Source organism: Paraburkholderia sp. GAS199, from assembly GCF_050436585.1.
Classification (GTDB): Bacteria; Pseudomonadota; Gammaproteobacteria; order Burkholderiales; family Burkholderiaceae; genus Paraburkholderia.
Genome location: NZ_JBNDMM010000005.1, coordinates 196,823 through 221,675, shown reverse-complemented (window position 1 = coordinate 221,675; position 24,853 = coordinate 196,823). Strand labels below are relative to the sequence as shown.

Annotated in this window: 21 protein-coding genes; 11 read left to right on the top strand and 10 right to left on the bottom strand. The window is 63.1% G+C overall.

All coding sequences use genetic code 11. The annotated features are described in order from the left end of the window. Positions 1–140 precede the first annotated feature (140 nt). Positions 141–539, bottom strand: coding sequence for a CopM family metallochaperone (gene copM, locus P3T18_RS20525; protein WP_429301794.1), 399 nt, complete (start codon positions 537–539; stop codon positions 141–143). Positions 540–610: 71 nt separating this feature from the next. Next, entirely contained in the window at positions 611–808 is a 198-nt protein-coding gene (locus P3T18_RS20520) for a heavy-metal-associated domain-containing protein (protein ID WP_429301793.1), read from the bottom strand. 304 nt (positions 809–1,112) lie between these two features. On the opposite strand from P3T18_RS20520, the gene P3T18_RS20515 reads away from it, so the two are divergent. Together P3T18_RS20515 and P3T18_RS20510 are read left to right on the top strand one after the other, a co-directional pair. Further along, positions 1,113–2,072 (top strand): hypothetical protein, encoded by a 960-nt coding sequence (locus P3T18_RS20515; RefSeq protein ID WP_429301792.1) that lies wholly within the window; start codon positions 1,113–1,115, stop codon positions 2,070–2,072. A 139-nt stretch (positions 2,073–2,211) separates the two neighbouring features. Then, positions 2,212–3,219 carry a zinc-dependent alcohol dehydrogenase family protein gene (locus tag P3T18_RS20510; RefSeq protein ID WP_429301791.1) on the top strand — a complete coding sequence of 336 codons (1,008 nt, stop codon included), beginning with the start codon at positions 2,212–2,214 and terminating at the stop codon, positions 3,217–3,219. 25 nt (positions 3,220–3,244) lie between these two features. Here the strand turns inward: P3T18_RS20510 and P3T18_RS20505 are convergent, their stop codons facing one another. Continuing rightward, on the bottom strand, positions 3,245–3,868 hold the full coding sequence (locus P3T18_RS20505) for an ATP-binding cassette domain-containing protein (protein ID WP_429301790.1): 624 nt from the start codon (positions 3,866–3,868) through the stop codon (positions 3,245–3,247). Positions 3,869–4,435: 567 nt separating this feature from the next. Between P3T18_RS20505 and P3T18_RS20500 the strand changes: the two genes are divergently transcribed. Further along, positions 4,436–6,340 carry an ATP-dependent metallopeptidase FtsH/Yme1/Tma family protein gene (locus P3T18_RS20500; protein WP_429301789.1) on the top strand — a complete coding sequence of 635 codons (1,905 nt, stop codon included), beginning with the start codon at positions 4,436–4,438 and terminating at the stop codon, positions 6,338–6,340. Positions 6,341–6,570: 230 nt separating this feature from the next. Here the strand turns inward: P3T18_RS20500 and P3T18_RS20495 are convergent, their stop codons facing one another. From P3T18_RS20495 to P3T18_RS20485, 3 genes are all read right to left on the bottom strand, one after another. Further along, positions 6,571–6,840 carry a hypothetical protein gene (locus P3T18_RS20495; protein WP_429301788.1) on the bottom strand — a complete coding sequence of 90 codons (270 nt, stop codon included), beginning with the start codon at positions 6,838–6,840 and terminating at the stop codon, positions 6,571–6,573. A 57-nt stretch (positions 6,841–6,897) separates the two neighbouring features. Continuing rightward, positions 6,898–7,692 (bottom strand): sulfite exporter TauE/SafE family protein, encoded by a 795-nt coding sequence (locus P3T18_RS20490; protein ID WP_429301787.1) that lies wholly within the window; start codon positions 7,690–7,692, stop codon positions 6,898–6,900. 208 nt (positions 7,693–7,900) lie between these two features. After that, on the bottom strand, positions 7,901–9,097 hold the full coding sequence (locus P3T18_RS20485; protein ID WP_429301786.1) for an acyltransferase family protein: 1,197 nt from the start codon (positions 9,095–9,097) through the stop codon (positions 7,901–7,903). A gap of 584 nt (positions 9,098–9,681) precedes the next feature. Here P3T18_RS20485 and P3T18_RS20480 point away from each other — a divergent pair. Further along, a complete protein-coding gene (locus P3T18_RS20480) occupies positions 9,682–10,788 on the top strand; it encodes an OpgC domain-containing protein (protein ID WP_429301785.1) in 1,107 nt (368 codons plus the stop codon). Continuing rightward, positions 10,785–12,455: a tannase/feruloyl esterase family alpha/beta hydrolase gene (locus P3T18_RS20475; RefSeq protein ID WP_429301784.1), complete on the top strand. Its 1,671-nt coding sequence runs from the start codon at positions 10,785–10,787 to the stop codon at positions 12,453–12,455. Before P3T18_RS20480 ends, P3T18_RS20475 begins: the two co-directional genes overlap by 4 nt. 186 nt (positions 12,456–12,641) lie before the next feature. On the opposite strand, the gene P3T18_RS20470 is transcribed toward P3T18_RS20475, so the two are convergent. Further along, on the bottom strand, positions 12,642–13,058 hold the full coding sequence (locus P3T18_RS20470; RefSeq protein WP_429301783.1) for a hypothetical protein: 417 nt from the start codon (positions 13,056–13,058) through the stop codon (positions 12,642–12,644). 256 nt (positions 13,059–13,314) lie between these two features. Here P3T18_RS20470 and P3T18_RS20465 point away from each other — a divergent pair, with 256 nt between their 5' ends. Both P3T18_RS20465 and P3T18_RS20460 read left to right on the top strand, forming a co-directional pair. Beyond that, the gene (locus P3T18_RS20465; protein WP_429301782.1) at positions 13,315–14,241 is read left to right on the top strand and encodes an ABC transporter ATP-binding protein; all 927 of its coding nucleotides are present in this window, start codon (positions 13,315–13,317) and stop codon (positions 14,239–14,241) included. Next, positions 14,238–14,999 carry an ABC transporter permease gene (locus P3T18_RS20460; protein ID WP_323045436.1) on the top strand — a complete coding sequence of 254 codons (762 nt, stop codon included), beginning with the start codon at positions 14,238–14,240 and terminating at the stop codon, positions 14,997–14,999. Before P3T18_RS20465 ends, P3T18_RS20460 begins: the two co-directional genes overlap by 4 nt. A gap of 94 nt (positions 15,000–15,093) precedes the next feature. Here the strand turns inward: P3T18_RS20460 and P3T18_RS20455 are convergent, their stop codons facing one another. After that, positions 15,094–16,095, bottom strand: a complete 1,002-nt coding sequence (locus tag P3T18_RS20455; protein WP_429301781.1) for a helix-turn-helix transcriptional regulator — start codon at positions 16,093–16,095, stop codon at positions 15,094–15,096. A gap of 211 nt (positions 16,096–16,306) precedes the next feature. Here P3T18_RS20455 and P3T18_RS20450 point away from each other — a divergent pair, with 211 nt between their 5' ends. The 4 genes from P3T18_RS20450 (at position 16,307) to P3T18_RS20435 (ending at position 22,712) form a co-directional block, all read left to right on the top strand. Continuing rightward, positions 16,307–17,218: a helix-turn-helix domain-containing protein gene (locus tag P3T18_RS20450; protein ID WP_429301780.1), complete on the top strand. Its 912-nt coding sequence runs from the start codon at positions 16,307–16,309 to the stop codon at positions 17,216–17,218. A 519-nt stretch (positions 17,219–17,737) separates the two neighbouring features. Further along, positions 17,738–18,163, top strand: coding sequence for a DUF3830 family protein (locus P3T18_RS20445; RefSeq protein WP_429301779.1), 426 nt, complete (start codon positions 17,738–17,740; stop codon positions 18,161–18,163). Positions 18,164–18,290: 127 nt separating this feature from the next. Then, a complete protein-coding gene (locus P3T18_RS20440) occupies positions 18,291–19,508 on the top strand; it encodes a sensor histidine kinase (RefSeq protein WP_429301778.1) in 1,218 nt (405 codons plus the stop codon). A gap of 360 nt (positions 19,509–19,868) precedes the next feature. Further along, positions 19,869–22,712, top strand: a complete 2,844-nt coding sequence (locus P3T18_RS20435) for a YadA-like family protein (RefSeq protein ID WP_429301777.1) — start codon at positions 19,869–19,871, stop codon at positions 22,710–22,712. 200 nt (positions 22,713–22,912) lie between these two features. On the opposite strand, the gene P3T18_RS20430 is transcribed toward P3T18_RS20435, so the two are convergent. Together P3T18_RS20430 and P3T18_RS20425 are read right to left on the bottom strand one after the other, a co-directional pair. Beyond that, positions 22,913–23,041: an MFS transporter small subunit gene (locus tag P3T18_RS20430; RefSeq protein WP_429301776.1), complete on the bottom strand. Its 129-nt coding sequence runs from the start codon at positions 23,039–23,041 to the stop codon at positions 22,913–22,915. 10 nt (positions 23,042–23,051) lie between these two features. Beyond that, positions 23,052–24,455: an L-lactate MFS transporter gene (locus P3T18_RS20425; protein WP_429301775.1), complete on the bottom strand. Its 1,404-nt coding sequence runs from the start codon at positions 24,453–24,455 to the stop codon at positions 23,052–23,054. Positions 24,456–24,853 lie beyond the last annotated feature (398 nt).

Below are 24,853 nucleotides of genomic sequence, written 5' to 3'. Positions count from 1 at the left end.
CTTTTAAGGTCGGCGCGCCGGGATAAGACTTCAGGCAGTTAACGCACAACGGGCGCGGCATTCATGCCGCGCCCGTTGTGCTTTTTCAGTCAGGCGTTGCTTCTGCGTCGCTTCCACGCCGCATTGACCTTATTGCACGCTCACTTCGCTGCGTGCTTGGCCTGCCAGCGTTGCATGAACGCGATCTCGTCGTGTTGCGCCTTGATGATGTTGCGCGCGAGGCGCTTCAACTCGGGATCCTTGCCGTACTTCAGTTCCACCTGCGCCATTGCGATCGCCCCGTCGTGATGCGGGATCATGTGCGCGACGAAGTCCTTGTCCGCGTCGCCGGTGTAGGCGGACGCATCCATTCCCTTCATCATTTTCTCGTCGGCGTCCTTGAAGGCCTGGGTCGAGTCGCCGCTGCCCATGTCCGCTGACGCGGGCATGCTCATGCCGGGCATCGAGGCATGCTGCTGGGCGTGGACGGGCGCCGCCGCGACCGTGATCGCCATACCGCTGAAGAGACAAAGAGCGCGCCATGCGCGAAGGTTTTTCATGGGATGTTCCCGTGGTTGGAAGAGGTATCGAACCGGCTTCGATTCTCGCGAGCCGGCTCCGCGTGAACGGCTCAGGCTCGCGGCGACGGATGGAAGCCCGCTGCTTCGATGACTTCGACGAGCCTCGCCTGCGGCAGCGTCGAGTCGATCGACACGATTTTAACGGGGACGTCGGCCCGCAGCGTGGCCGCGGGATCCAGCGCGTTCACCGCGCGCGCGATGGCGTTGGCGCAGCCGCCGCACGTCATGTCGGGAATATCGAATTGCATTTGCCGCCTCCGTCAGTTGACCATGACAGGAGTCTCGACCTTCCCACGGGGGGAAGGTCAAGCAGGTCGATGCGTCGTCAACGATCCGGCCTCGACGAAAGCGTCTGACCAATGCGCCGGCCGTCGTAGCGCGCGAGCCCGGACGTCGTTCAGGAAATCCTTACCGGGCCTCTGTGCGCTAGCTCACGCAGACAGGTTACTTCTGCCCGAAAGCTGCAAGCTGAATGTTATGCTCGACTGACCTCGAAGCGGTTTAAAACCAGCGAGTGCTTTTCGAAGAATACCTAATGAATTAGGAGGCGGCATGCTCAGAAGGGTAGTCGATCGGGCGAAGCAGATCCGACGCAGTGAAGGATTCAAGCATTCCGTTGCCACGCCTCGCCGCATCTCGTTGCATGCCACGCAGCGTCTGAATCGCGGCGTATTCGCCATTGAAATCCAGGAGAACTCCGGCTTCTTCTCCGTGATGCAAATGGTGCTGTTCATTCTGATGTATTGCGAAGAGAAGTGCCTGACGCCGTGCATCAGCGCGCGCGGCGGTTTGTATGGCGATCCGCAGGGCAAGCTCGACTGGTTTTCCGCGTTTTTCGAACCCGTGGGTAAAACGTCGGCGGTCACGGCGTTACACAAGGTGCGAACGTCCACGGTGCGTGATCTGGTGCAACTCGGTTTTCGGCAGCGCTACGAATCGCAACTGCAATTGCGGCCCGCGAGCGAGCTGTTCTTCGAGCACTATCGGCCGGCCGCGCATATCGTCGACGAGGTCGACGCGAACTGCGAGCGCCTCGGCATCGGCGCGACGACGCTCGGCGCGCATTTTCGCGGCACCGACAAAGCACAGGAAGCCGTGCCGGTTTCGTGGGGACACTTTTGCCGCATGGTCGAGCAGACGCTCGCGGAAAATCCTCACCTGACGAATCTGTTCATCTCCAGCGACGAGCAGGCTTTCCTCGATTTCTTCGCGGCCTGGCCGTTCAGCCGGCCGGTCAAGGTCGCGCCCGCAAAATGGCTCGCAACCGGCGAGACGCCGGTGCATTTCAGCGGCTATCCAGGGCTTGCGATCGGCCGCGAAGCGCTGGTGTCGAGTCTGCTGCTCGCGCGTTGCGGCATGCTGGTCAAGACACCGTCCTATCTGTCCGCGTGGTCGAAGATATTCAATCCGGAATTGCGGGTGAAGCTGGTGTCGCCGCCGCGCCCGGACGCTTTCTGGTTTCCCGACAGCCGGCTCTGGCTCGAACAGGAAGAACAGGAAAAGGCGGCTTGAGCGTTCGCCTGCGTGAGCGAGGCTTGCGGTATTCTGGCAGGCACCTCGCTTCGCAGGCGGCCGTGACCATGCCCATTGCGCTTGCCGCGCATGGCTGCGCCCCTGTGAAGTGCCACGTCACTCACAGAGGATGGAACACATGAAAGCCGTCAAAGTCGGTTCACCCGCCACGCTGAAAACGCTCGAGGTCGTCGATATCGCCGATCCCGGCCAGCCGGCGGCGGGTCAGATCCGCGTTCGCATCCACGCCAGTTCCCTCAACTTTCACGACTACGGTGTTGCCACGGGCAATCTGCCGACCGAAGCGGGCCGCATTCCGCTGGCCGACGGCGCGGGCGTCGTCGAAGCGGTCGGGCCGGACGTGACCCGCTTCAAGGCCGGCGATCATGTCGTGTCGTGCTTCTTCCCGTTCTGGGAAAACGGACCGCCCGCGATCGCCGACTTTTCCACCACACCCGGTGACGGCGTGGACGGCTATGCACGCGAAACCGTGGTTCTGCCGGGTCATTACTTCACCTTGGCGCCGCGCGGCTACAGTCACGCCGAATCCGCCACGCTCACCACGGCCGGGCTGACGGCATGGCGCGCGCTCATCGTCGACGGCCAGCTGAAGGCGGGCGACAGCGTGCTCGTGCTCGGCACCGGCGGCGTATCGATTTTCGCTTTGCAGATTGCCAGAGCGATGGGGGCGAGCGTGATCGCCACGTCGTCGTCGGATGCGAAGCTGGAGAAGTTGCGCGAACTCGGCGCGGACCACACCATCAACTATCGCACCGAGCCGGAGTGGGGCAAGCAGGTCAGGGCGTTGACGAACGGGCGCGGTGTGGATCACGTCATCGAAGTGGGCGGTCCGGGCACCTTGCCGCAATCCATCACGGCTTGCCGGATCGGCGGCCACCTTGCGCTGATCGGCGTGCTGACCGGCCGCGCGGGCCCGGTGCCGACCGCCGCCCTGATGGCGCGGCAGCAGCGGCTGCAGGGATTGATCGTCGGCAGCCGGCAGGATCAGCAGGACATGATCCGTGCGCTGGAAGTGACCGGCATCAAACCGGTCATCGACAGTCATTTCGAACTGGCAAAACTCGCCGACGCGTTCGCGCACGAGGAAGCCGGCGCGCATTTCGGGAAGATCTGCGTGACGATCTGAGTGGCTGCGGTTCGGCGCGGCCCGTTCAGCTCTTTGCGGCGAGATCGGCGAAGCTGATCTTTTTTGCGCCGCACGCCTCGGTGAACGCCGCGTCGTAGCTCGAGAAAAACACGGTGCGCGTCTTGCCGAGCGTGATGAACAGATCGACCAGCACGGCGCGCGCCGAAGCATCGAGTCCGCCGACCGGTTCGTCGGCGATCAGCACGTCGATCTCGCCGAGCGCCGCGGCCGTCAGGAAAAACTTTTTGCGCGTGCCGAACGACATCTGCTCGAAACGCTTGTCGAGATGCGGGTCGAGGCCGAAGCGCCCGGCGAGTTCGTCGGTACGTTCATCGACCGACACATTGCGTTCCGCCGCGACGCGGGCGAGAAATTCGCGCCCGCTCTGGTCCGGATGGATCATGCAGTCTTCGGGAACGAACATGAGCCCGGCTTGAGACTCGCGCGGCGCGCGGCTCAACGAGTGTCCGCCTATCCACACTTCGCCGGAATCGGGTTCGAGCGTGCCCGAGAGAATCGCGAGCAAGGTGGATTTGCCGCTGCCGGATTCGTCGTCCAGCGCCACGCAGCCCGTGGTGCAGTCGAAGTGCAGATTCTGAAACAGGACGCGTTCGCTGTAACGTTTGGACAGGTTTTCGAATCGAAGCATGAGTGAAGGAATGAGCGATGCGGCGCGCTGGCGCGAGTTCGTTGACTGAGTGAAATGCAATAAGGGCAATGACGAGCGTGGGCAGTTTACCAGTGCGCCTCCTACGTTCGCCGGCATGACCGGCGCCGCCTGTTTTCTCCCGAGTGTTGTCCGAATTCCGCTGAACAAAGTGTGCGCTTATTGGCGTCACAAATTCCCCACATTTTCCGGCAATTTTGACCGCTTTAATTAGGGTATGGTTAATTATAGGTGTGCAAAATACACGGCGAATTTAGCGCTGGTAAACTGCGCGCAGGGACAGCGTTTTTCTGCACGATTCGTTCCGTGAATCCGGACCCTTCAACAGGCCGGATTCGACGGTAGAACAGGGCTTTTTCAGTGATTTGGAATGTTTGACGGGCCGCCATACTGCGTATTGGGCGGATCGTCTTAAGGGACACATGCTTGGGTGTCCTTCCTTCCGGTTCGCGTGCCATTACGACATCGCGCCAGCGAATTACTCTCGCCTACCACCCTCTGATTCAGACAGTATCGGGGCCGCTCGCGGCCCGTTTTTGGAAGTGACTTATGAAGCCGGGAAAGAATTCGCTTGGAAACCGCCGTGTCCGCAACCTTGCCATTGCGGCGGGCGCTGCGTTGATCGTCGTCGTGCTCGCGCTGAGCGTGTGGCATTATCAGCGTCGCGAGGCGCAGTCGGCGCCGGCGCTGACGGGCGTGGCGAGCCAGATGCGTCAGGACGCCTCGGCGTGGACCCACGACGAGAAAGACGCGTCGGCCATGCTACGCGACATTCACGCGGCCAATGTCGCCGCGATCGGCGTCAGCCCGAATGCGATTCTGGTGTCCCGCCGTGACGGAACCAAATACTTCGTCACCGACCACAACGCGACTTTCTCGCATGCCTTGCTGCTCGGCGAGCCGAAGACCGATCAGGCGTCGTCGTATCAGCTTGTATGGCTGCCGGACGCCGATATCCGTTCGAACGCGTCGCGCTGGGGCCAGGCTTTCGATCAGGTGCGCGACGCGATCAGCGTGCTGCTGCCGCTGTTCCTCATCGGCGGCATGGTGTGGTTCATGCGCCGCGAAATGCGCGGTGGCGCGAAGCTGCTGGAACGCTCGCCCGCCCTGTGTTTCGACGACGTGATCGGCGCGGGCGAAGCGAAGGCGGCGCTCGCGGACATCCGCGGCTACCTGTCCGACCCCAAGCAGTTCACCTCGATGGGCGTGCGTGCGCCGTGCGGCATCCTGATGGTGGGCGGTCCCGGCGTCGGCAAGACGCGCCTCGCGCAGGCGCTCGCCGGCGAGTGCGGCGCGAGTTTCATCTCGATCACCGGCAGCTATTTCAGCGCCAAGTACTACGGCGTCGGTATCCAGAAGGTCAAGCATCTGTTCGAACTGGCGCGCAAGAATGCGCCCACGGTCATCTTCATCGACGAAGCCGACGGCCTCGCCAAACGCACCGACACCGGCGGCGGCCCGGTCGAAGCGGAAAGCAACCGCATCATCAATCAACTGCTCGCGGAAATGGATGGTTTTGCGTCGAACGAGGGCGTCATCATCGTTGCGGCCACCAACCATCCCGACAATCTGGACGAAGCGCTGCGCCGTCCGGGGCGTTTCGACCGTACGGTGCAGGTCCGTTTGCCGGACCGCGAAGATCGCGCGAAGATTTTCCGTTTCTATGCCGAGAAGCTGAAAGCGAAGGCTGCCGACATCGACTACGACCAGCTGGCGCGCCTGACCACGGGCTTGTCGCCGGCAACTGTCGCAATGGTGGTCAATCAGGCGGGGCTGGTGGCGCGCAAGGCGGGCGACACGGAAATCGCCGCGAAGCACTTCATGGAAGCGATCAAGATTGCCCGTATCGGCGACGTCAGCGGCGCCGAGCGCGCGCTGAGCGAAGACGAGCGCACCCGCATCGCCGTGCACGAGGCGGGGCACGGTCTGGTGGCCGCCGTACTCGGGACCGGCGTGCTGGAAGAAGTCACGATCCTGCCGCGCGGCGGCGCGTTGGGCGTGGCGCTCATCACCAAGGCGCAAGACAAGCATCTTTATCGCGAGACCGAAATCCGCAACGAGATTCAGGTGCTGCTGGGCGGGCGTAATGCTGAAATTCTGACGTTCTCCGAGGCATCGAGCGGCGCGGCGTCCGATCTGCAGGAAGCCTCGCGCATCAGCCTGGATATGGTGTCGAAGTTTGGTTTCAATAGCGACGGCGATCTGTTCAGCCTGGCGGCGCTGCCGTCGCAGTATGCGGGTTTGCAGATGAAAGGCGCGATCGAACACGCCAACGTCCTGCTCAAGGAACTGAATACGCAGTGTTTCGAGCTGTTGCAAGCCTACCAGCCCGTGCTGCGCGCCATCGCCGACGAATTGCTCGAACACGAGACGGTGCCTGGCGAGACGGTGTATCGGCTGATCAAGGAGCATAAGGGCGCGCTGACCATCGTTCACGAGCCGGCTGCGGCGTAGTGGTAACGGAAGCTGGCAAGCAGACATCGCGGCGTCATGTGACGTCGAGGTCGCTCCGCCGCACGGTCAGCTTTAAATAACCGGTCAACGTATCCGCTTCACACGTAGTCCGTAAACAACTGCGCAGCAACATTCCTCGGCAGACTCGCCAGCTTTCCCTCATGCCATCCAAAGCGGCGCTCTAAACGAGCGCCGCCGCCTTGCTTCAATCGAAACACGCGCAATCAATCTCACGCAAAATCCGACGGACCCGGCTCCGGCACGCCCGGCGGCGTATCCGTGTCGCCGATCACGGCGCCGGCCTGACCGCTGGCCGGGTTTTTCGCGCCGGCATCTCCCTCCAAGGTCTCACCTTTTTTCGGCAGCGGTTGATCCAGACCCGGTTCGACCGGCGTGGGAATCGCATCGCCGATGGGCTTGGAGACTTCGGTGGGCGGGCCGCCCGGATCTTCTTCCGGCACGTTGGCGGGTTCCGCCGTGGGCTTGGTCGTGGTCGTCATGCCGTCTCCCTGTTGATGGAACGTAGGGAATCCGCAGCAAGCGGCATACCACTCCTTTTAGAGCACGCCGGACTTCCAGATCATCTGTGCGGCCGCGGCGACCACGAACACCAGCACCAGCATGCGGAACGCGGCCGGCGGCAGGCGATCGCGCAGCGGCCTGACCAGCAGCATGCCGACGATGACCGGCACGCTGGCGCACGCGGAAATCACCAGATCGCTCCAGCTCGCATGCGCGCCGCCGCTGAATGCCGCTACCAGCGTAATGATCGAAACCACCAGAATGATCGCGATCTGCTTGGTGAAGGCTTTGCCGGTCGCGCCCGTCGCGATCAGATACATGGCGAGCAACGGACCGGGCACCGACGCGATGCTTTCCATCACGGCCGCACCGAACCCCAGCACGAAGCCGGCAGGCCTCGCCCACGTGGGCGAGAGCGTCAGCCGTGGCGAAGCGAGCAGCAGCAGGGCGGCGAGCATCAGCAAGGCGCCGGCGGCGGCCTGCGCGCGATGCGGCGCCAGCGAAATGAGCACGCTCACTCCAACGATGTTGCCGACTATCGTGCCGATCAGCGGCGCGGCGATGCGTTTGATGGTCGGCAGCATCTGGCCGCCTTCGAGCGCTTGCGGAATGTTGCCGAGAATGATCGGCATCGAGAGCAGCAGGACCGCCTGTTTGATCGGCAGGAAGTGACTGAGGATCGGCATCGCCACGAGCGGCACGCCGATGCTGACCACGCCCTTCACCATGCCGCCGAGCAGCAGGGCGGCAACGATACCGAGCAACGCAGCGAGGTCGAGCGCCTGCAGGCTGGAGCCGAGCACGCCGTCGGCGAAATTGAAATGCAACATGGGTCGAGGTCCGCGAACCGGCCGCGCGGACGGGCGAAGCAGACTTCGCACGCCGCGGGCTATTTTTATGGTCCCGGCTGTTTCACTACCGCGGTACGCGGCGAGGGCTGACGCAGCCGGTCAAGGTGAGGCCGCATCATACCGTGAGCCTCGCCAGGCTGCCCGCCGACGAAATGCAAGCGCGCGCAAAGACGACCAAGCGCGCGCTTCAAACCGCGTCGGAGGCAGTCTGCTCGTCGCGCTGGGCGCCATAGCGAAGCGCATCGACCGCCGCGTTGCGGCTGGCAAGACCCGGCGCCTTGACCGGCGCCGTTTGACCGCTCGCGGCGCCACGCGTCTTCAGACGCAGAATCGGCGCTTCGATCAGACGCCATGACAGGATCGCGATGGTCAGCGAAATGACGAACGACGCGACTGTGCCGAGCACGTGCGCCCAGGCTGGCACCGTGCCGCCGAATAGCGCGATGACGTGATGGGTTCTGCTCGGATCGGGAATGAGGTTGTGATAGAGATAAAAGCCGTAACTGATGCGGCCGAAACTCACGAGCCAGCCCGTTTCCAGCATGCCGATCACCAGCGCGCTGCGGCAGCATGCAATGGCGCACACCAGCGCGGCGATGCACAGACCGTATGCGGCGCTGACGCCCGTGAAGGCGAGCGGATCGTGCAGGCGGCTCCATGCGGGTTCGGTCGCGCAGAAGGCGACGAGGCAGGCCGTCAGGAGGGGCAGCGTGAGGCTGTGGCCGAGCCATGCGCGCAGTGGGCTCGTGTCGTCGGCGATCAGCAGGCCGCCGATGCCGCCGAGCGCAAGCAGCCAGAAGTTGGTCAGCGGATTCGTGTAGATGGTGATGTCCGCATAATGCGCCGCGCGCATGGCCGCCAGCGCGACGAGTCCCGTCACCACGACCGTCGCACACGCCACGAGATGCCGCCGCGTGGCAAGCAGCAGCAGAAGCGGCGCGAACACCAGATAGAACTGCTCCTCGATCGCAAGGCTCCATAGATGCGAGTATCGGCCGGGCCAACTGTGCAACACCGAGCCGATCCAGATGTTCGACAGGTACGCGAAGTGATACGGCATGCCGCCCGCGAGTTCGGGACTGCCGAAACCGAATGCCATCAACCCGCACATCACGATCAGCATCAGGTAATAGATCGGGAAGATGCGCACAGTGCGGCGAAACAGAAAGCGCTTGAGCTCGGCGCCGAAACGGCTCGCGCGCTGCTCGATGCGCTCGCGTTGCGCAGACAGAATTCCGATGATCAGAAAGCCGCTCAGCGCGAAGAAAATCCATACGCCGAGGTGACCGATCTCGCCGATGTCACCGAAGATGCGATGCTGAAAAAACACCATGACGACCGCGATCGCGCGCAGTCCATCGAAACCAGCAATCCTTTTATTCATGTGGTCTTCTTCCAGAGCAAGGCGGCGTGCAAGACGCTGCGCTTCAGGGCGATAGTGGAAGGACCAGGGCTGGCCGAACGCCGGTTCCGGCAGCAACGAGATAGAGCATGCACAAGGCGATGCTCGCATCGACGGGCCGCCGATCGTTGATCGTGCGGCCGATATTCCCGGTCCACATGAGTTGCCGCGAGAGGCGTGACATCGAGTCGAAGTCATCGACATGCGATGGCCATGCGGCGTACATGGACTCATCGTACGATAAAAAAAGTGGAAAGAAATCGTGTATCGCAGTCAAAAAATTTATTTCGACGCGGCTTACCGATTCGTTTCTTCTCACCGTGTTCAAAGTCGCAAAACTTTCCGGAAAAGGCCAGGACACAATGACTCGGTCTTACCGCTGACCCACAACTGCATTTCATCTCGCTGCCATTGAGGGCATGTCTGGCAGTCGCCTGTCAGCGTGTGAGAGAGGCGCGCACGGCGTGGATGGGAACGATTTATTCTCATTATGTTCCTACGAGGAACAGCGGTTCCACACCGCCTTCCACGGCGCAACGCTACTGCGCCAACTTGCGAGAACTCGAATGGACAGCCGCCGCGGACGCTCGATCGAAGTGGATTTTTTCCGCGGCATCGTGCTGATAGTCATCGTGCTGGACCACATTCCAGGCAGCACGCTTTCGCATCTCATGTTGCACGCTTACGCGCTGTGCGACTCGGCCGAAGTGTTCGTGTTTCTCGGCGGCTATGCGTCGGCCGCGGCCTATACGGCGGTGCTCGCGAGCCGCGGTGAACACGCGGCGAAAATGCGCTTCGTCAAACGCTGCTGGGAAATCTATCGGGCCTATCTGCTGACGGCGATCTTGACGCTGGTGTCCGGCGCCGTGCTGGCCTTGCTGCATCTGAACCGGCCGATGGTCGAGCTGACCGGCTGGCCGCCGTTCGCGATCCAGCCGCTGCGGCAGGCACTCGACATCGCCTTGCTGCGGCGTCAACCGTATCTGTCCAGCGTGTTGCCGATGTACGTGATCTTCGCATTGTGCGTGCCGTTCGCGGTGCCGCTCGCGCGCCGCTCGTGGTTGAGCGCGCTCATCCTGAGCGTCGTGATCTGGGCCTTCGCCCGGCCGCTGGCCGCATTGTTCAGCATTGACGACGTCGCCGACTGGGCTTTTAATCCGTTTGCCTGGCAACTCATGTTCGTACTCGGCATACTATGCCGCGTGCAGCCCATCGGCGAACGCTTTCACGCGAGCCGCACGGCGCACTGGCTCACGCGGGCCGCGGTCGTCGCGGTGCTGAGCTTTGCTATCGTTAAACTTTTCGTGCTCACGCAACCTTTACCCGGCGCGCTCAAACAGAACCTTTCCGTGGACCGTGTGATCAACTTCGTCGTCATTGCCTGGGTGGCCGCGCAATTCGTGCGCATGGGCAGCATTGCGTGGCTCGCCCAGCGTCTGCCTGCCGTGGTGACGGTCGGGCGCACCGGGCTCGTGTGTTTCGTCACCGGCACGCTGGTGTCGCTGATCGTCGATACGGCCACGCCGCACACCTTCCACGGCTTTCGTGGCGTGCTGATCGGGCTCGGCGGCGATCTCGTCGCGATCGGCGCGGTGCTGATGATCGCGCGCGGCTGGAACGACTGGAAAGGGCATCAGCCGGGCGCCGCCGCGAACGGCGCAGGTTACGGATGAGGGCGCGCCCGCGCGGTCTGCGCAAGGCAGTGCTCGGGCGCCTGGTCGTCATGACGGCGGGCGCGGCGCTCTGGCTCGCCGCGCCGGCGGCGCAGGCCGCGCCGAAAGATGCGCCGCTGGCGATGCGCTGCGGCGAACTGGCCGGCGCCGTGCTGCCGCCCGAACTGATCGCCTTGCCCACGGCGGGCGTGCAGATCGAGACCGCCGGCATGGTCGGCGCCACCGCGCCGGGCAATCAGCAGGGCGGCGAATACTGCCGCATCACCGGGCGCATCAAGGCGCTCGAAGCCACCACGCCGGACATCCGCTTCGACTTGAATCTGCCGCGCCGCTGGAACGGCCGCGCGCTGCAGATCGGCGGCGGAGGCTATAACGGCGTAGTGGTGAGCGGCACCGGCGTCATGCCGTTTTCGCCGGACCGCGCGCCGCTCGCGCAAGGCTACGTGACATTCGGCGACGACTCCGGCCACGTGGGCGACTCCTCGCTCGCGGTGTTCGGTCTGCTCGACGAAGCGGTGACGAACTTCGGCTACGCGCATCTGAAGAAGACCCACGACGCCGCGCTCGCGCTGATCGCGCGCGCCTACGGCCGGCCGCCGCAGCGCATGTATTTCGCGGGCGGCTCGACGGGCGGGCGGGAAGGTTATACCGTCATGCAGCGCTATCCGGACGACTACGACGGCGTGATCGCCAATTCCCCCGCGCTGAATTTTTCCGGCGTGCGTCTGATCGGCGTGAAGCTCGGACAAGCGGAATATCTGACACCGGGCGGCTTCATTCCGCCCTTGCTGCTGGAGCACGTCTACCAGCGCACGCTCGCCGTCTGCGACAGGCTCGACGGCGCGGCAGACGGCATTGTCAGCGACGTCGCATCGTGTCGCGAGCACGAGGCGGACATCATTGCCTCGTTGCGCTGTACCGGCCACACGCCGGCGCACGACGAATGCCTCACCGACGCGCAACTCGCCACGCTGCTCGTGATGCGCGACGGCCTGTCGCTGCCCTACAAGCTTGCATGGAACGTGGCGGGCTATAGCGGCTACAACATCTTCCAGGGCACGCATCTGACCGGCCTGCTCGGACTGGCGCATCAGCCGGAACGCCTGCCGGTGCCGACCTTTTTTGCCAACGGCTACCTGTTCGCGCAAGGCGACGGTTATCTGCGTTACTTCGTGGCGCACGACGCCAATTTCGATTCGCTCAGGTTCGATCTGCAACATCCCGGTAAATATCGCGCGCAACTGGTGACGCTTTCGCAGACCATCGGCGCGATGAACCCCGACCTCACACGCTTCATCGCGCGCGGCGGCAAGCTCATTACATTGCAAGGTCTCGCCGACGAAGTCATCAGCCCGAATCAGACCATCGCCTATTACCAGGCGCTGATCGACCGCTACGGCAGCGGCGAGGTGAACGGATTCATGCGGCTCTACATGGTGCCGGGCTTCCAGCATGGCAGCGGCGTGTTCATTCCGTCGGTGGATCTGCTCGGCGCGCTCGATAACTGGGTGACGCGCGGCACGGCTCCCGAAACGCTCAACGCAACCGACATCGCCGCGGCCACCAACGGCCGCTCGCGTCCGCTGTGCCGCTATCCGCTGTTTCCGCGCTATAGCGGCAAGGGCAACCTGAATCTGGCCAGCAGCTTCGTCTGCGCCGAGCCTTGAGTGTCTGGGCGCTCGGGCAGGTCGCATTGAGCCTCTGCACATGAAAAAGGGCGGCGGCGCATCGTTCGATGCGTCGCCGCCCGGCTGCGAGTGACTGATGATCCAGTGACTCATACTTCATGCAACGGTTTTGCCGCAGCAGCGATCCGCTAGAGTTCGCGGTCGCTACGTCGCTTGACGCGGCCGTCATTGCCCGCCGTTCTTCATATTGCCGTTCATGTTGTTGCCGGTGGTCCCGTTGTTCATGCCGTTGTTCATCCCATTGCTGGTGCCGTTGCTCATGGTGCCGTTCGAGCGGTTCATCGAAGGACTATTGGGCGATGCGCCCGTCCCCGTTCCCATGCCGCCGCCCGTACCGGTCACGCCCGGCGAGCCATAGCCCGAGCTGTTCGGGCTCTTCATCGACCCCGCACCGACGCCCGGCGCGGCTGTCCCGCCCGCGCCACCCGTCGTGCCGCCGCCCGCGCCGACCCCCGTTCCGCCGCCGCCCGTGCCGCCCGCACCCGCACCTGCGCCGCCCCCGCCGCCCGCCTGGGCATAGACTCCGCCCGAAAGCGCCATCACGAGCGCCGACGCGAAAATCGTCCTGGTAATGTGTTTCATGATTTGCCTCCAAAGATCCGGATGACCGGATTGATTGCTGTGAATGTCACGCAAGCGCAAGTCGCTCACACCTCGATTGCCGCAAGCGGTGTGCCTCAGCGGGCGCGCTTGCGGTGTACCTGATGTCGAGCATGGCGCGTACCCGGCAGCAACGATGGGCTGCACGCTTCGCCACTTTCCATTACATTGCGGGTGCGGCGGCGCTTTCGCGCCGATCCTTCCAATCAAACAAACGGTGTCTGCCATCGTCGAATCCATGCAGCCAATCGTCTCGGTCACGAATCTGTCGAAAACTTATGCCACGGGTTTTCATGCGCTCAAGAACATCAATCTGGCCATCAACCGGGGAGAAATCTTCGCGCTGCTCGGGCCGAACGGCGCGGGCAAAACCACGCTCATCAGCATCATCTGCGGCATCGTCAACGCAAGCACCGGCAGCGTGACGGTGGACGGCCGCGACATCGCGGCCGACTATCGCGGCGCGCGCTCGCTGATCGGGCTCGTGCCGCAGGAACTCACCACGGACTCCTTCGAAACCGTCTGGGCCACGGTTTCGTTCAGCCGCGGTCTGTTCGGCAAGCCGAAGAATCCGGCGTACGTCGAAAAGGTGTTGCGCGATCTCTCGCTGTGGGAAAAGCGCAATAGCAAGATCATCACGCTGTCGGGCGGCATGAAGCGCCGCGTGCTGATCGCCAAGGCGCTCTCGCACGAACCGCGCGTGCTGTTTCTCGACGAACCCACGGCCGGTGTCGACGTCGAGTTGCGCCGCGACATGTGGAAGCTGGTGCGCGGCCTTGCCGCGAGCGGCGTGACCATCATCCTCACCACGCACTACATCGACGAAGCCGAGGAGATGGCCGACCGCATCGGCGTCATCAATGCCGGCGAGATCATGCTGGTGGAAGAGAAAACCGAGCTGATGCGCAAGCTCGGCAAGAAGCAGCTCACCTTGCAACTGGAGAGTCCGCTCGAACGCGTGCCCGAATCGCTGGCCGGTTATGCACTGGACGTGGCGAAGGGCGGCAACGAGTTGATCTACACGTACGAAGCCGAGGGCGGCCGCACCGACATCATCGCGCTGCTGAAGGCGCTCGACGACGCCGGCATCCGTTTCAAGGACCTGCACACCACGCAGAGTTCGCTCGAAGACATCTTCGTCAGTCTGCTGCGAGGCAATCAATGAACATCTACGCGATTCGCGCGATCTACAAGTTCGAAATGGCGCGCACGTGGCGCACCCTGATGCAAAGCATCATCGCGCCGGTGATTTCCACCTCGCTCTATTTCGTCGTGTTCGGCGCGGCGATCGGCTCGCGCATCAAGGAAGTGGACGGCATCAGTTACGGCGCGTTCATCGTGCCGGGTCTGATCATGTTGTCGTTGCTCTCGCAGAGCATTTCGAATGCATCGTTCGGCATCTACTTTCCGCGCTTTACGGGCACGATCTACGAATTGCTGTCCGCACCGGTCTCGTATCTGGAGATCGTGGTGAGTTACGTGGGCGCGGCGGCGACGAAGTCGATCCTGCTCGGCCTCATCATTCTCGCCACCGCCGGTCTGTTCGTGCCCTTGCAGGTTCAGCATCCGTTCTGGATGATCCTGTTTCTGGTGCTGACGGCGGTCACGTTCAGCCTGCTCGGATTCATCATCGGCATCTGGGCGGACAGCTTCGAAAAGCTGCAACTCGTGCCGCTGCTGATCATCACGCCGCTCACGTTTCTCGGCGGCAGTTTCTACGCCGTGAACATGCTGCCGCCGTTCTGGAAAGTGGTCACGCTGTTCAATCCGATCGTGTATCTGGTGAGCGGCTTCCGCTGGAGTTTTTATGGTCTCGCCGATGTGGACGTGGCCGTGAGTCTCGGCATGACGGCGTTGTTCCTCGCAGTGTTCCTCGTGATCGTGGCGTGGATCTTCAAGACGGGTTATCGCCTGAAGAGTTGAGCGGCGGTGCGAGCGTATTGCTCGCGCGGTCTCCCGGTTTTATCGCTTCAAGGCCGTGCCGCCACGGCCTCGAAGCAATCCCATCGACCTGCATTCAACTCACGTAAGCCTGCGCGACATTGATCAGTTGCACGCGATTGCGCACGTTGAAGAGTTGCCGCAAGCGTCGCAGGTGATAGTCGACGTTGTGCGGCGACAGCCCGAGAAAGTAGGCGATTTCCTTGTCGCGCTGACCTTGCACGACGGCCTTCAGCACCGCGTGCTGCAACTCGCTCAGCGTCACGCGCGGCGTCTGCTGCGGCGCTATGCCGATCACGCTGCGCGCATGCGTCCAGATGAATTCGTGAATCATGTGCGCGAACATCAGCGTTTCCGCCACGATCGATTCCGTCATCCAGCGTGGGTTGCCGATCTCCGAGTTGAAGCACAGGCTCGCGCTCAGTTCCGGCTCGGGCAAGGGCATGCGCGTGAGAATGCCGCTTTTGCGACCGGTCGCCTCCAGCATGTCGATCAACCCCGACAGACGCTCGCTGCGCAACTGCGCGCGCGGCAGATCGGCGCGCATGTCGGCCGTGTTCCAGAGGAACGGCAGGCCGGTCGGCGATGCCAGCGCGACGCGCGGATCGAGTTCGAAATAGCGCTCGCGGAAATAGCGCGTCAGCCATGTCTGCGACTCGTAGCTGGTCAGCACGAACATCGTTTTGTGGTGAGCCGTGGTGCGCGTGGCCGAATAGCTGAACGAGTCGAAACCGAGTTGCCTGATGCGCCGCCGCACGAATTCGATGCGGTCCTGTGCGCTGCCGAAACGCACCAGCGGACTGATAACCGGCGCCGCCCGGCGCGCGGCCGGCGAAGGTGTGCCGATCTCCTCTTCGGTAAAGAGCGTGAGAAAGCCCGCCGGCGCCGCGCCGGGCGCGTTGCGGGTCGATGTTCTGGATGCTTCGGCCGCGTGGGCCGATTTCCCGCCGTGCCGCATGCCGGCCGGGTAGGCCGGTTGCGCGGATACAGCAGGTTTGAAAGCCGCCGACGCCTGGCCGGCTTCGCCTTGCGGCGAGCCGGTCAGCCAATGCGGCAGCGTATCGCATTCGTGTTCCATGAAACGGTAGCTCCGGCGTTCGAGACGCATGAAAGACGATAAGCACACTTCGAGCAGACTTCAGGGACGACAGGCTGAATGATTAGCGATTTCCCGAAATTCCGGTAGCCGGTTCCTTGCTATCATTTTCGGGATCTTGCGACGATCCGCGATTAGCCTGACGGATGGGCGAGGCTGATTCGTTTGCATCGGGCACCTCCTGGAAGAAGCGATGGCTAGAATTCCAAAGCAGACCACCACGCTCGCTTACGACCGCTACATGGCGGGGCAGAAGCTCGTATCGAGCGTGGATCGGCGCTGGCGGCACGTGGTACTGCGCTCGTATCTCGAACCGGCCGAGCGGGAACTGCTGGAAGCGCCGGGCTTGCAGGACGTCACGCTAATGACGCTTGCAAGCGGCGCCGAACATCTGGAGCGCAACCTGAACGGACGCTGGGAAAGCGCGAATCTGCGCGTGGGCGACGTCTGGTTCGTGCCGCCGGCGCCGATTTCCTGGCGCTGGCATTCCATCGCCGACGAGCCGCTGTCGACGGTGCATCTGCATATCGAACGCAGCCTGATCGACCGTGTCGCTGCGCAGATGGCGCTGGACGGTTCGTGCGAGCTGTCGCTCGGCGACGCCATGCAGTTTCACGACCCGCTGATTGCCGCCACGCTCGGCGCCCTGCATCGCGCCGCGGGCGATCCCGCCGACTCGCGGCTCTACGTCGACGCTCTGGTGCATGCGCTGGCCGCGCACCTGTTGCAGCACTACACGCGCGGCCGCCGCGCCGGCAAGCTTTCGCCGACGCCGCTCGAACCGCTGCTGCCGCGCCGCGTGCGCCGGGTCACGGAGTTCATTCGGGCCAATCTTGCCGCCGACCTGTCCATCACCGAACTGGCGGCGCAAGCCGGCTTAAGCAGTTTCCATTTTGCCCGCGTGTTCCGCGAGGCCGTTGGCGAAACGCCGCATCAGTTCGTGACGCGCCTGAGGCTCGAGGAAGCGGGGCGGCTGCTGCGCACCACCCGTCAAACGGTGCTGCAAATTGCCATTGCGGTAGGTTTCGAGAATGCCAGTCATTTCTCCGTGCAGTTCAAGCGTAGTTTTGGGGTGACGCCGCTGGCATACCGGCTGCGCGGCTGAGAATCGATTTCATGCGGATTCCTGCGCGGCTCGTGCGGCGCGCGGACCGACCGCCGATGCGTTGCGGATGAAGGCCGGATGCGAGGCAGGTTTGGGGCCGCTATCCGACACGCATGAGCCTCGCGGTGTTCGCGCGGCCCAACCGTGACTGGTGACGCCGGACGATCGAGGGTAAGGTTCGACAGAGTGGCATCGGCCGACCAGCACCGCGCAACAGGCGAGATCACGCACTTTTCGCAGTGTGCTGCGCATTGCGCGGCTTGCAAACTACGAACTTTCGTGGCGCGCGGTTCTGCACATCTGGCATGGCGGGGCCAAGGGGCTGTTTTGCCTTCGCCAGGCCGTGTATCGCGACGGCTCGCTCGCCCACGTGCCGCAGCCCGGGAACTGGCCTGACCGGATGCTCGGCAACTGTATCTGTCGAAGGCTTGCACGGGACGACAGAATAACGCGCCATGGCTTGGCCCTAGCCGGCGTCTGACCGACCACTCCATCAACCTGTCTACCGGATATCCAGCGATGACCCGACTCCGAATCACCTCCGCCGGCCACGTTTTCACTGCCGAAACGCATCCCGACGCGCCGCAAACCGTGGCGGCATTCCTCAAGCTGCTGCCGTACCGCCAGAAGCTCATCCACGTACGCTGGAGCGGCGAGGGCTGCTGGGTACCGCTCGGCGAATTCAAGCTCGAAAACGACGGCGCGGCGGTCGGCTTCGAGAATCACACCAGCCATCCGTCCGTGGGCGACATCCTGTTCTATCCGGGCGGCTACAGCGAAACCGAGATCATTCTGGCGTACGGCTCGTGCTGTTTCGCGAGCAAGATGGGGCAGCTCGCGGGCAACCACTTCCTGACCATCGTCGAAGGCAAGGAGAAATTGCGCGAACTCGGCACCAAGGTGCTGTGGGAAGGCGCGCAGGACGTGCTGTTCGAAAAGATCTAGGCGGCCGCAGCACCCGCAGGACGCCTGAGCGCCACGCGTCCTAACCCTGGTTAATTTTTCCCGCGTAATTCAAGCATACTGGAGGCGCCGGAGCGGCTCGTCGGCCGCTCGCGTTCGGGTCTCCTACATGACGGATTCGCATCTCCTTCCGCTGGCCGCCTTTGCCGCGCAGTTGCGCCTGCGTCAGGTCGATCTGACCGAGCGCTGGATGAAGGCCGTCTTTCACGACGCCGAATTGACCGAGTCGGACCGCCTGACTTACGAGCAACTCGCGGACCACATTCCGAACATCCTCGACGAAATCTGCAGCGTGCTCGAACATCAGGATCTCGATCACGCCGAGCCCGCGATCGAGCGCGACGCGCGTCTGCATGGCGAGTTGCGCTGGAAGCAGGGCTACCGGATCGACGAACTGGTGCGCGAACTCGATCTGTTCCGCCAGATGCTGACCGGCGCGATCGTCGAATTCAGCGAAAACCGGCCGTTTTTCACGCGCCGGCACGAAGAACGGGCCCGCCATTTCATCGACGAAGCCGTCAGCTTCGTCACGCTCACGTCGATTCGCGAAGTTGTCAGCGAGCGCGACAGGAAGATCGAGGACTACACCGGCCGGCTCGAACACGCCAATCACGAACTGACGCTTAAGCAGAAGCTGGTCGGCGATCTCTACGAATCGCGCATGCAGATCACGCGCAGCGTGGTGCACGATCTGCGCAACTTCCTCAACGTGTTTTCCATGGCGCTGCAACTGATGAGCCGCGCGCCCGCCAGACTCGAAGCGGCGCTCGCGCTCGCGAACCGTCAGGCGGCCGACATGAAGACGCTGGTCGACGAACTGGTCGAATACTCGGTCGTGCTGGGCGACAGTAATCCGCTCGCGCTCGAAACCTTCAGTCTGCGCGAACTGTTCGACGAACTCGTGGCGTCGTGCCGCCCGGTGATCGAAGCGAAGGGGCTGCGTCTGGAGGCCGGCTTCGACGGCGGCCTGGACGATGTAGTGTCCAACCGGCTCAAGCTCAAACAGATCGCGTTGAACCTCATGACCAACGCGGCGAAATACACCAAAGCCGGGCAGATCGAACTGACCATGGCCGCCGTGGACGAGGACCACTGGCGCTTGCGGGTATCGGACACGGGCGTGGGCATTTCGTCGTCGGACCGCGAACGCGTGTTCAAGGAATTCGAGCGCGCCACCGACGAAGACATTCCGGGCGCCGGGCTCGGCCTCGCGATCGTCAAGGAACTATGCCGCATGCTGGGCGGTGAGATTCGCTTCGATTCGCACGAAGACGAGGGCACCGTATTCGAGATCACCTTCCCCATGCGCCTGCCGTCCGCAAGCTGAACGACGCGCCGGCACGTCGGCACGCTGCGTAATCGCGACGTCAGTCCGATTAATTTTTTCCAATTTAAGAGTGCTCAAGAGATCGTCTTAATGCGGCTTAATCGTCGCGTTAAGTGATTCAGATATTTGGCACTTTTCGCCTTAAAGCCATTATGCCGTTTGTGCGCATTCAGGCTAACTTTTAGCTTTTAGGATTATTCGTATTCGTCTCGCTGCGAAGCCACGGCAGACTGATGGCTCGCGTTTTTGCAATTCAGAGCGGCGCGATGCATTCCTAGTTATGTGGCATTAAAAGCCAAATAATTAGGATGGCATAAGAAAAATATCGGCGAATGGAATCGCAAAAAATAATTGGGAGGAATGTTGAACAAAACGTATAAGACAGTCTGGAATAAATCGACCCGCACGCATGTCGCGGCATCGGAGAAATCGGCAGGTCATGGGGCATGCGGCACGTCGGCGGGCTCGGTGCTGACGGCTGCTCGCGCCGGCGTGCTGGGCGCGCTGGTCTTTGCGTTGCCCGCGTTGCCGGCAACGGCCGCCGTGTGCGATGTCGCGGCATCATGTGGTGATATCGAGGCCGCGCTCGCCATGCCCGCCGTCAATGTCGCCACTTACGGCGAGGCCGCAGCGTCCGCCGCTTCGGGCAAGAAACCACCTTCGGCAGCGGCCGCGCTGTATGCGAACCGCTCGTCCGATGCAACGCTTTCGCAGCCCATGGTTTCCGCTGCGAGCAGCCGCGCATTGCAGACGACTCCCGCCACGAGCGCCGATAGCAGTTGGGCCGGCCAGTTCATCGCCGTCAGCCCGATCGTGACGCCGGCGCTCACCACCACCGCGCTGTATGGCGAGAACGCGATGGCCGTCGGTGTCGGGGCGAGCGCGCTGGGCAACGGCGCGCTGGCGGTCGGCGCGAGTTCGGGCGCGTCGCTCGACATGAGCACGGCCGTGGGTTCGGCGGCGGCCGCGCTGGCGGTCAACTCGACCGTGGTCGGCGCGGGCGCGTCGACCAGCAGTACCGCCGAGAACGGCGTGGCGATCGGTTATCTGGCCAATGTGCAGAGTGCCGATGCATTGGCGCTCGGCACGAACGTGCAGACCAACGCAAAAGATTCCATCGCGGCCGGCAGCAATGCGTTCATTGCGGCGGCCGCCACCAAGGCGATCGCGTTCGGCTCGGGAGCTTCGGCGAGTGCAGCAGGCTCGGTCGCACTCGGTGCCGATTCGACCGCCGAGCGCGATAACGTGGTTTCCGTCGGCAACGACAGTGCGCAGCGTCAGATCGTCAACGTCGCGGCCGGAACACAGAACAACGACGTGGTGACGGTCGCGCAACTGAAGGGCGCCACGGCCGCGCTGGGCGGCGGCGCGGCGGTGGCGGCGGACGGCAGTGTCACGAAACCCGCGTATCTGATCGGCGGCACGACCTATGGCGACGTGGGCTCCGCGTTGTCGGCGCTCTCCGCAGGCGGCGCGGCGGCGGTGGCGGATGCAGTCCAGTACGACTCCAGCCTGCACGACACCGTCACGCTCGGCAAGACCGGCAGCGCGGTCAGGATCACCAACGTGGCGGCTGCCGATCTCGCCGCGGACAGCGCCGACGCTGTCAACGGCGCGCAGCTTTTCGCGACCAACGAGAACGTGGCGAAGAACACCAGCGACATCGCCGGCAACACCGTCAAAATCGACAATATCGATCAGCGTGTGACGGACAACACCACCAGCATCAGCAACATCGATGCACGCACGACGTCGATCGAAGGCGACGTGACCAACATCACGAACCGCATCACGAACGGCGAGATCGGTCTCGTGCAGCAGGACCCGGCCACGCGTCAGATCACGGTTGCCAAAGACAGCGACGGCGCCAGTGTCGATTTCACCGGCTCGGGCGGCGTGCGCGAGTTGACGGGTATCGCGGCGGGCACCGCGGATTCGTCGGCGGTGAATCTCGGTCAGGTGAAGCCGATGGTGACGGCGCTCGGCGGCGGCGCGCAGGTCAACGCGGACGGCTCGGTCACCGGCCCCACGTATCACGTGCAAGGCGGCGTACAGAACACGGTGGGCGATGCGCTCGGCTCGCTCGACTCCGGGCTTTCCACCTTGCAGAAAAACGTGGAAGCCGGCGGCATTGGTCTCGTGACGCAAGACCCGATGTCGCGCGTCATCAGCGTCGGCGGCACGACGGACGGCATGCTCGTCGACATGGCGGGCACGGCGGGCAATCGCGTCGTGACGGGCGTGGCGTCGGGTGCGGTCAGCGCGGCCAGCACGGACGCCGTGAACGGTGCGCAACTCTACGCGCACGCGGCGAGTACGGCGGTGGCGCTCGGCGGCGGCTCGACTGTGAATGCGGACGGCACGATCGCCGCACCGTCGTACAGCGTCGGCGGGACGGTGGTGAACAACGTCGGCAGCGCGATCACCAATCTCGATGGTCGCGTGACGCAGAACACGAGCGATATCGCCGGCCTGCAGAGCACCGTCAACACCATCAGCGGATCGGTGGCGAACGCCGTGCAGTACGACACGTCGGCGCATAACAAGGTGACGCTCGGCGGCACGGCGGCCAACGCGCCGAAAGTCACGCTCACCAACCTGCAGAACGGCGAACTGTCGGCCACCAGCACCGACGCCGTCACGGGCGCGCAACTCTGGGATACCAACCAGCAGATCGGCAACCTCAACCAGGTCGTGAAGAACAATGCCGTGTCCGGCAGCGCGTATGTTTCCGTCAACAGTACGGGCAACGCGGCGCAGGCTATCGGTAACGGCACGGTGGCGATTGGCGGCGGCGCGGTGGCGAGTGCGCCGGGCTCGGTAGCGATCGGCGAGGGTTCGGTGGCCGATCAGGTAAACACGGTGTCGGTCGGTTCGAACGGCAGCGAGCGGCGCATCACCAATGTCGCGGCCGGTCAGGCGCCGACCGATGCCGTCAATATGCAGCAGTTTCAGGGCGGCATGAATGAAATCGCGCGTAACGCCTATTCGGGCACGGCGTCGGCAATCGCGCTGACCATGGTGCCGGAAGTCGACATGGGCAAGAACCTGGCCATCGGCGTCGGTACGGCGGGCTACAAGGGCTATCAGGCGGTGGCGGTCGGCCTGTCGGCGCGTGTCACGCCGAGTCTGAAGGTCAAAGTGGGCGCGGGTATCAGCTCCGCCACGACGACGGTCGGCGCGGGTGCCGCGTACCAGTCCTGAGTGGAGGCAGGAAAAGGGAGAAAGGCTGATGCGCGCGTCTGAGTTGCGCGCATAGAGGCGGTGTCACGGCCGTGACGGTTGCCGGTGTGACCGCTGTGGTGACTGTTGCGGTTACTGCCATCGTCACAGCCGCTGTTACTGCTGCGGTTGCCGGCAGCGTCCGTATGCCGCGCGAATCGCGCGGCATACGGCTCCATCGCTTACTTGAACAGCTTGAGCGCTTGCGAAAGCGTATTCACTACGCCCCACGCGAGCGGAATCGTCACGTAAAGCCAGAAGACGGCGAGCTTGATCTTGTTGGTCGGGTGCGCTGTCTGAACGGTCGACATGAGAATCTCCTTAGGCGCCTTTGGCGAGTTGTGCGTCGGTCATGTGATGTTTCTCGTTCACACGCTTGACCAGCAGGTTGCAGACGAAGCCGATCACGAGCAGCACGACCATGATGTGGATCGTCATGGTGTAGGCGTCGGCCTTGGCCACGCCGTGCGCCACCTGATAGGCGCGGATGTAGTTCACCAGCACCGGGCCTGCGACGCCGGCCGCGGCCCACGCGGTCAGCAGACGGCCGTGAATGCCGCCGACGAAGGCCGTGCCGAACATGTCCGCGAGATAGGCGGGCACGGTGGCGAAACCGCCGCCGTACATCGACAGGATCACGCAGTAGGCCAGCACGAAGAGCGCGATCTGGCCGGACGACGCAAAGCCGGGCACGAGGTAGTACAGCACCGCGCCGAGCGCGAAGAAAATGAAATAGGTGTTCTTGCGACCCACCCAGTCCGACGCGGACGCCCACACGAAACGGCCGCCCATGTTGAAGAGCGACAACAGACCGACGAAGCCTGCCGCTGCGGCGGCGCTCACCGAGTCCTTGAAGCTTTCCTGGATCATCACCGAGGCCTGGCCGAGAATGCCGATGCCGGCCGTTACGTTCAGGAACAGCACCAGCCAGATCAGATAGAACTGCGGCGTCTTCAACGCCTGATCGATGTGCACGTGATTGCGCGAAATCATCTTCTTCTGATTGGTCGCGGGCGGCGTCCAGCCGGCCGGTTTCCAGTCGGCCGGCGGAACGCGAATCGCCAGTGCGCCGATCGACATCGAAATGAAGTAGGCAATGCCCAGCACGATGAAGGTTTCAGCCACGCCGATGCTGGTGGCGCTGCGGAAGTGGTTCATCAGCGCGACGGACAAGGGAGCGGCGATCATCGCGCCGCCGCCGAAGCCCATGATCGCCATGCCGGTCGCCATGCCGCGACGGTCCGGGAACCAGCGGATCAGCGTCGACACCGGCGACACATAACCCAGCCCGAGTCCGATGCCGCCGATCACGCCATAGCCGAGATAGAGCAGGGCGATCTGATGCAGATAAACGCCCAGCGCGGAAACCAGGAAGCCGCCGCCGAAGCAGCATGCCGCCGTAAACATGGTGCGGCGCGGACCGACGTGTTCGAGCCACTTGCCCGCGAATGCCGCCGACAAACCCAGGAACACGATGGCCAGCGAGAAGATCCAGCCGAGCGAAGTGAGCGACCAGTCGTCGGCGCTCGATTGCGTGATGCCGATAACCTTGGTCAGCGGACCGTTGAACACGGAGAACGCGTAAGCCTGGCCGATACAAAGGTGGACGGCGAGCGCCGCGGGAGGAACCATCCAGCGCGAAAATCCCGGTTTCGCGACGGTAGCCTGCTTGGAAAAGAATGGGGCAGAGCCGTTGTTACCCGTCGGCTCGGTGATGCTACTCATGGTCGGTCTCCAGAAAACGAAGTCTTTGTTATCGGCGCTTATTACAAATGCTGAAGGGGCTGCGTCGTAAAGTTCGCAAGTTTTTCCGATGTCGAAATATGATTATGCGTTTCATATGATGACTGGCCGTTCGGTATGAAACCTGCTTGGGCGAACGATAGTTCGCGAAAGTCGCATTTGCAATATGAGATGCATATGCATAAGTACTACGCCTGGTGAAATACGACCGTAAACTCGATTGGCGCGCGATGGCACGAAACAGAACGCGGCATTGCAGCATGGCTACATAAACGCATGGCGCGTCGCCGGCATTCCATGCGCTGGAAAAAAGAAGGGCCGGCAGTGGCATTGCCACTCCGGCCCTTCCCGACACTTCTTGATTCGTACTGGATTCAGGC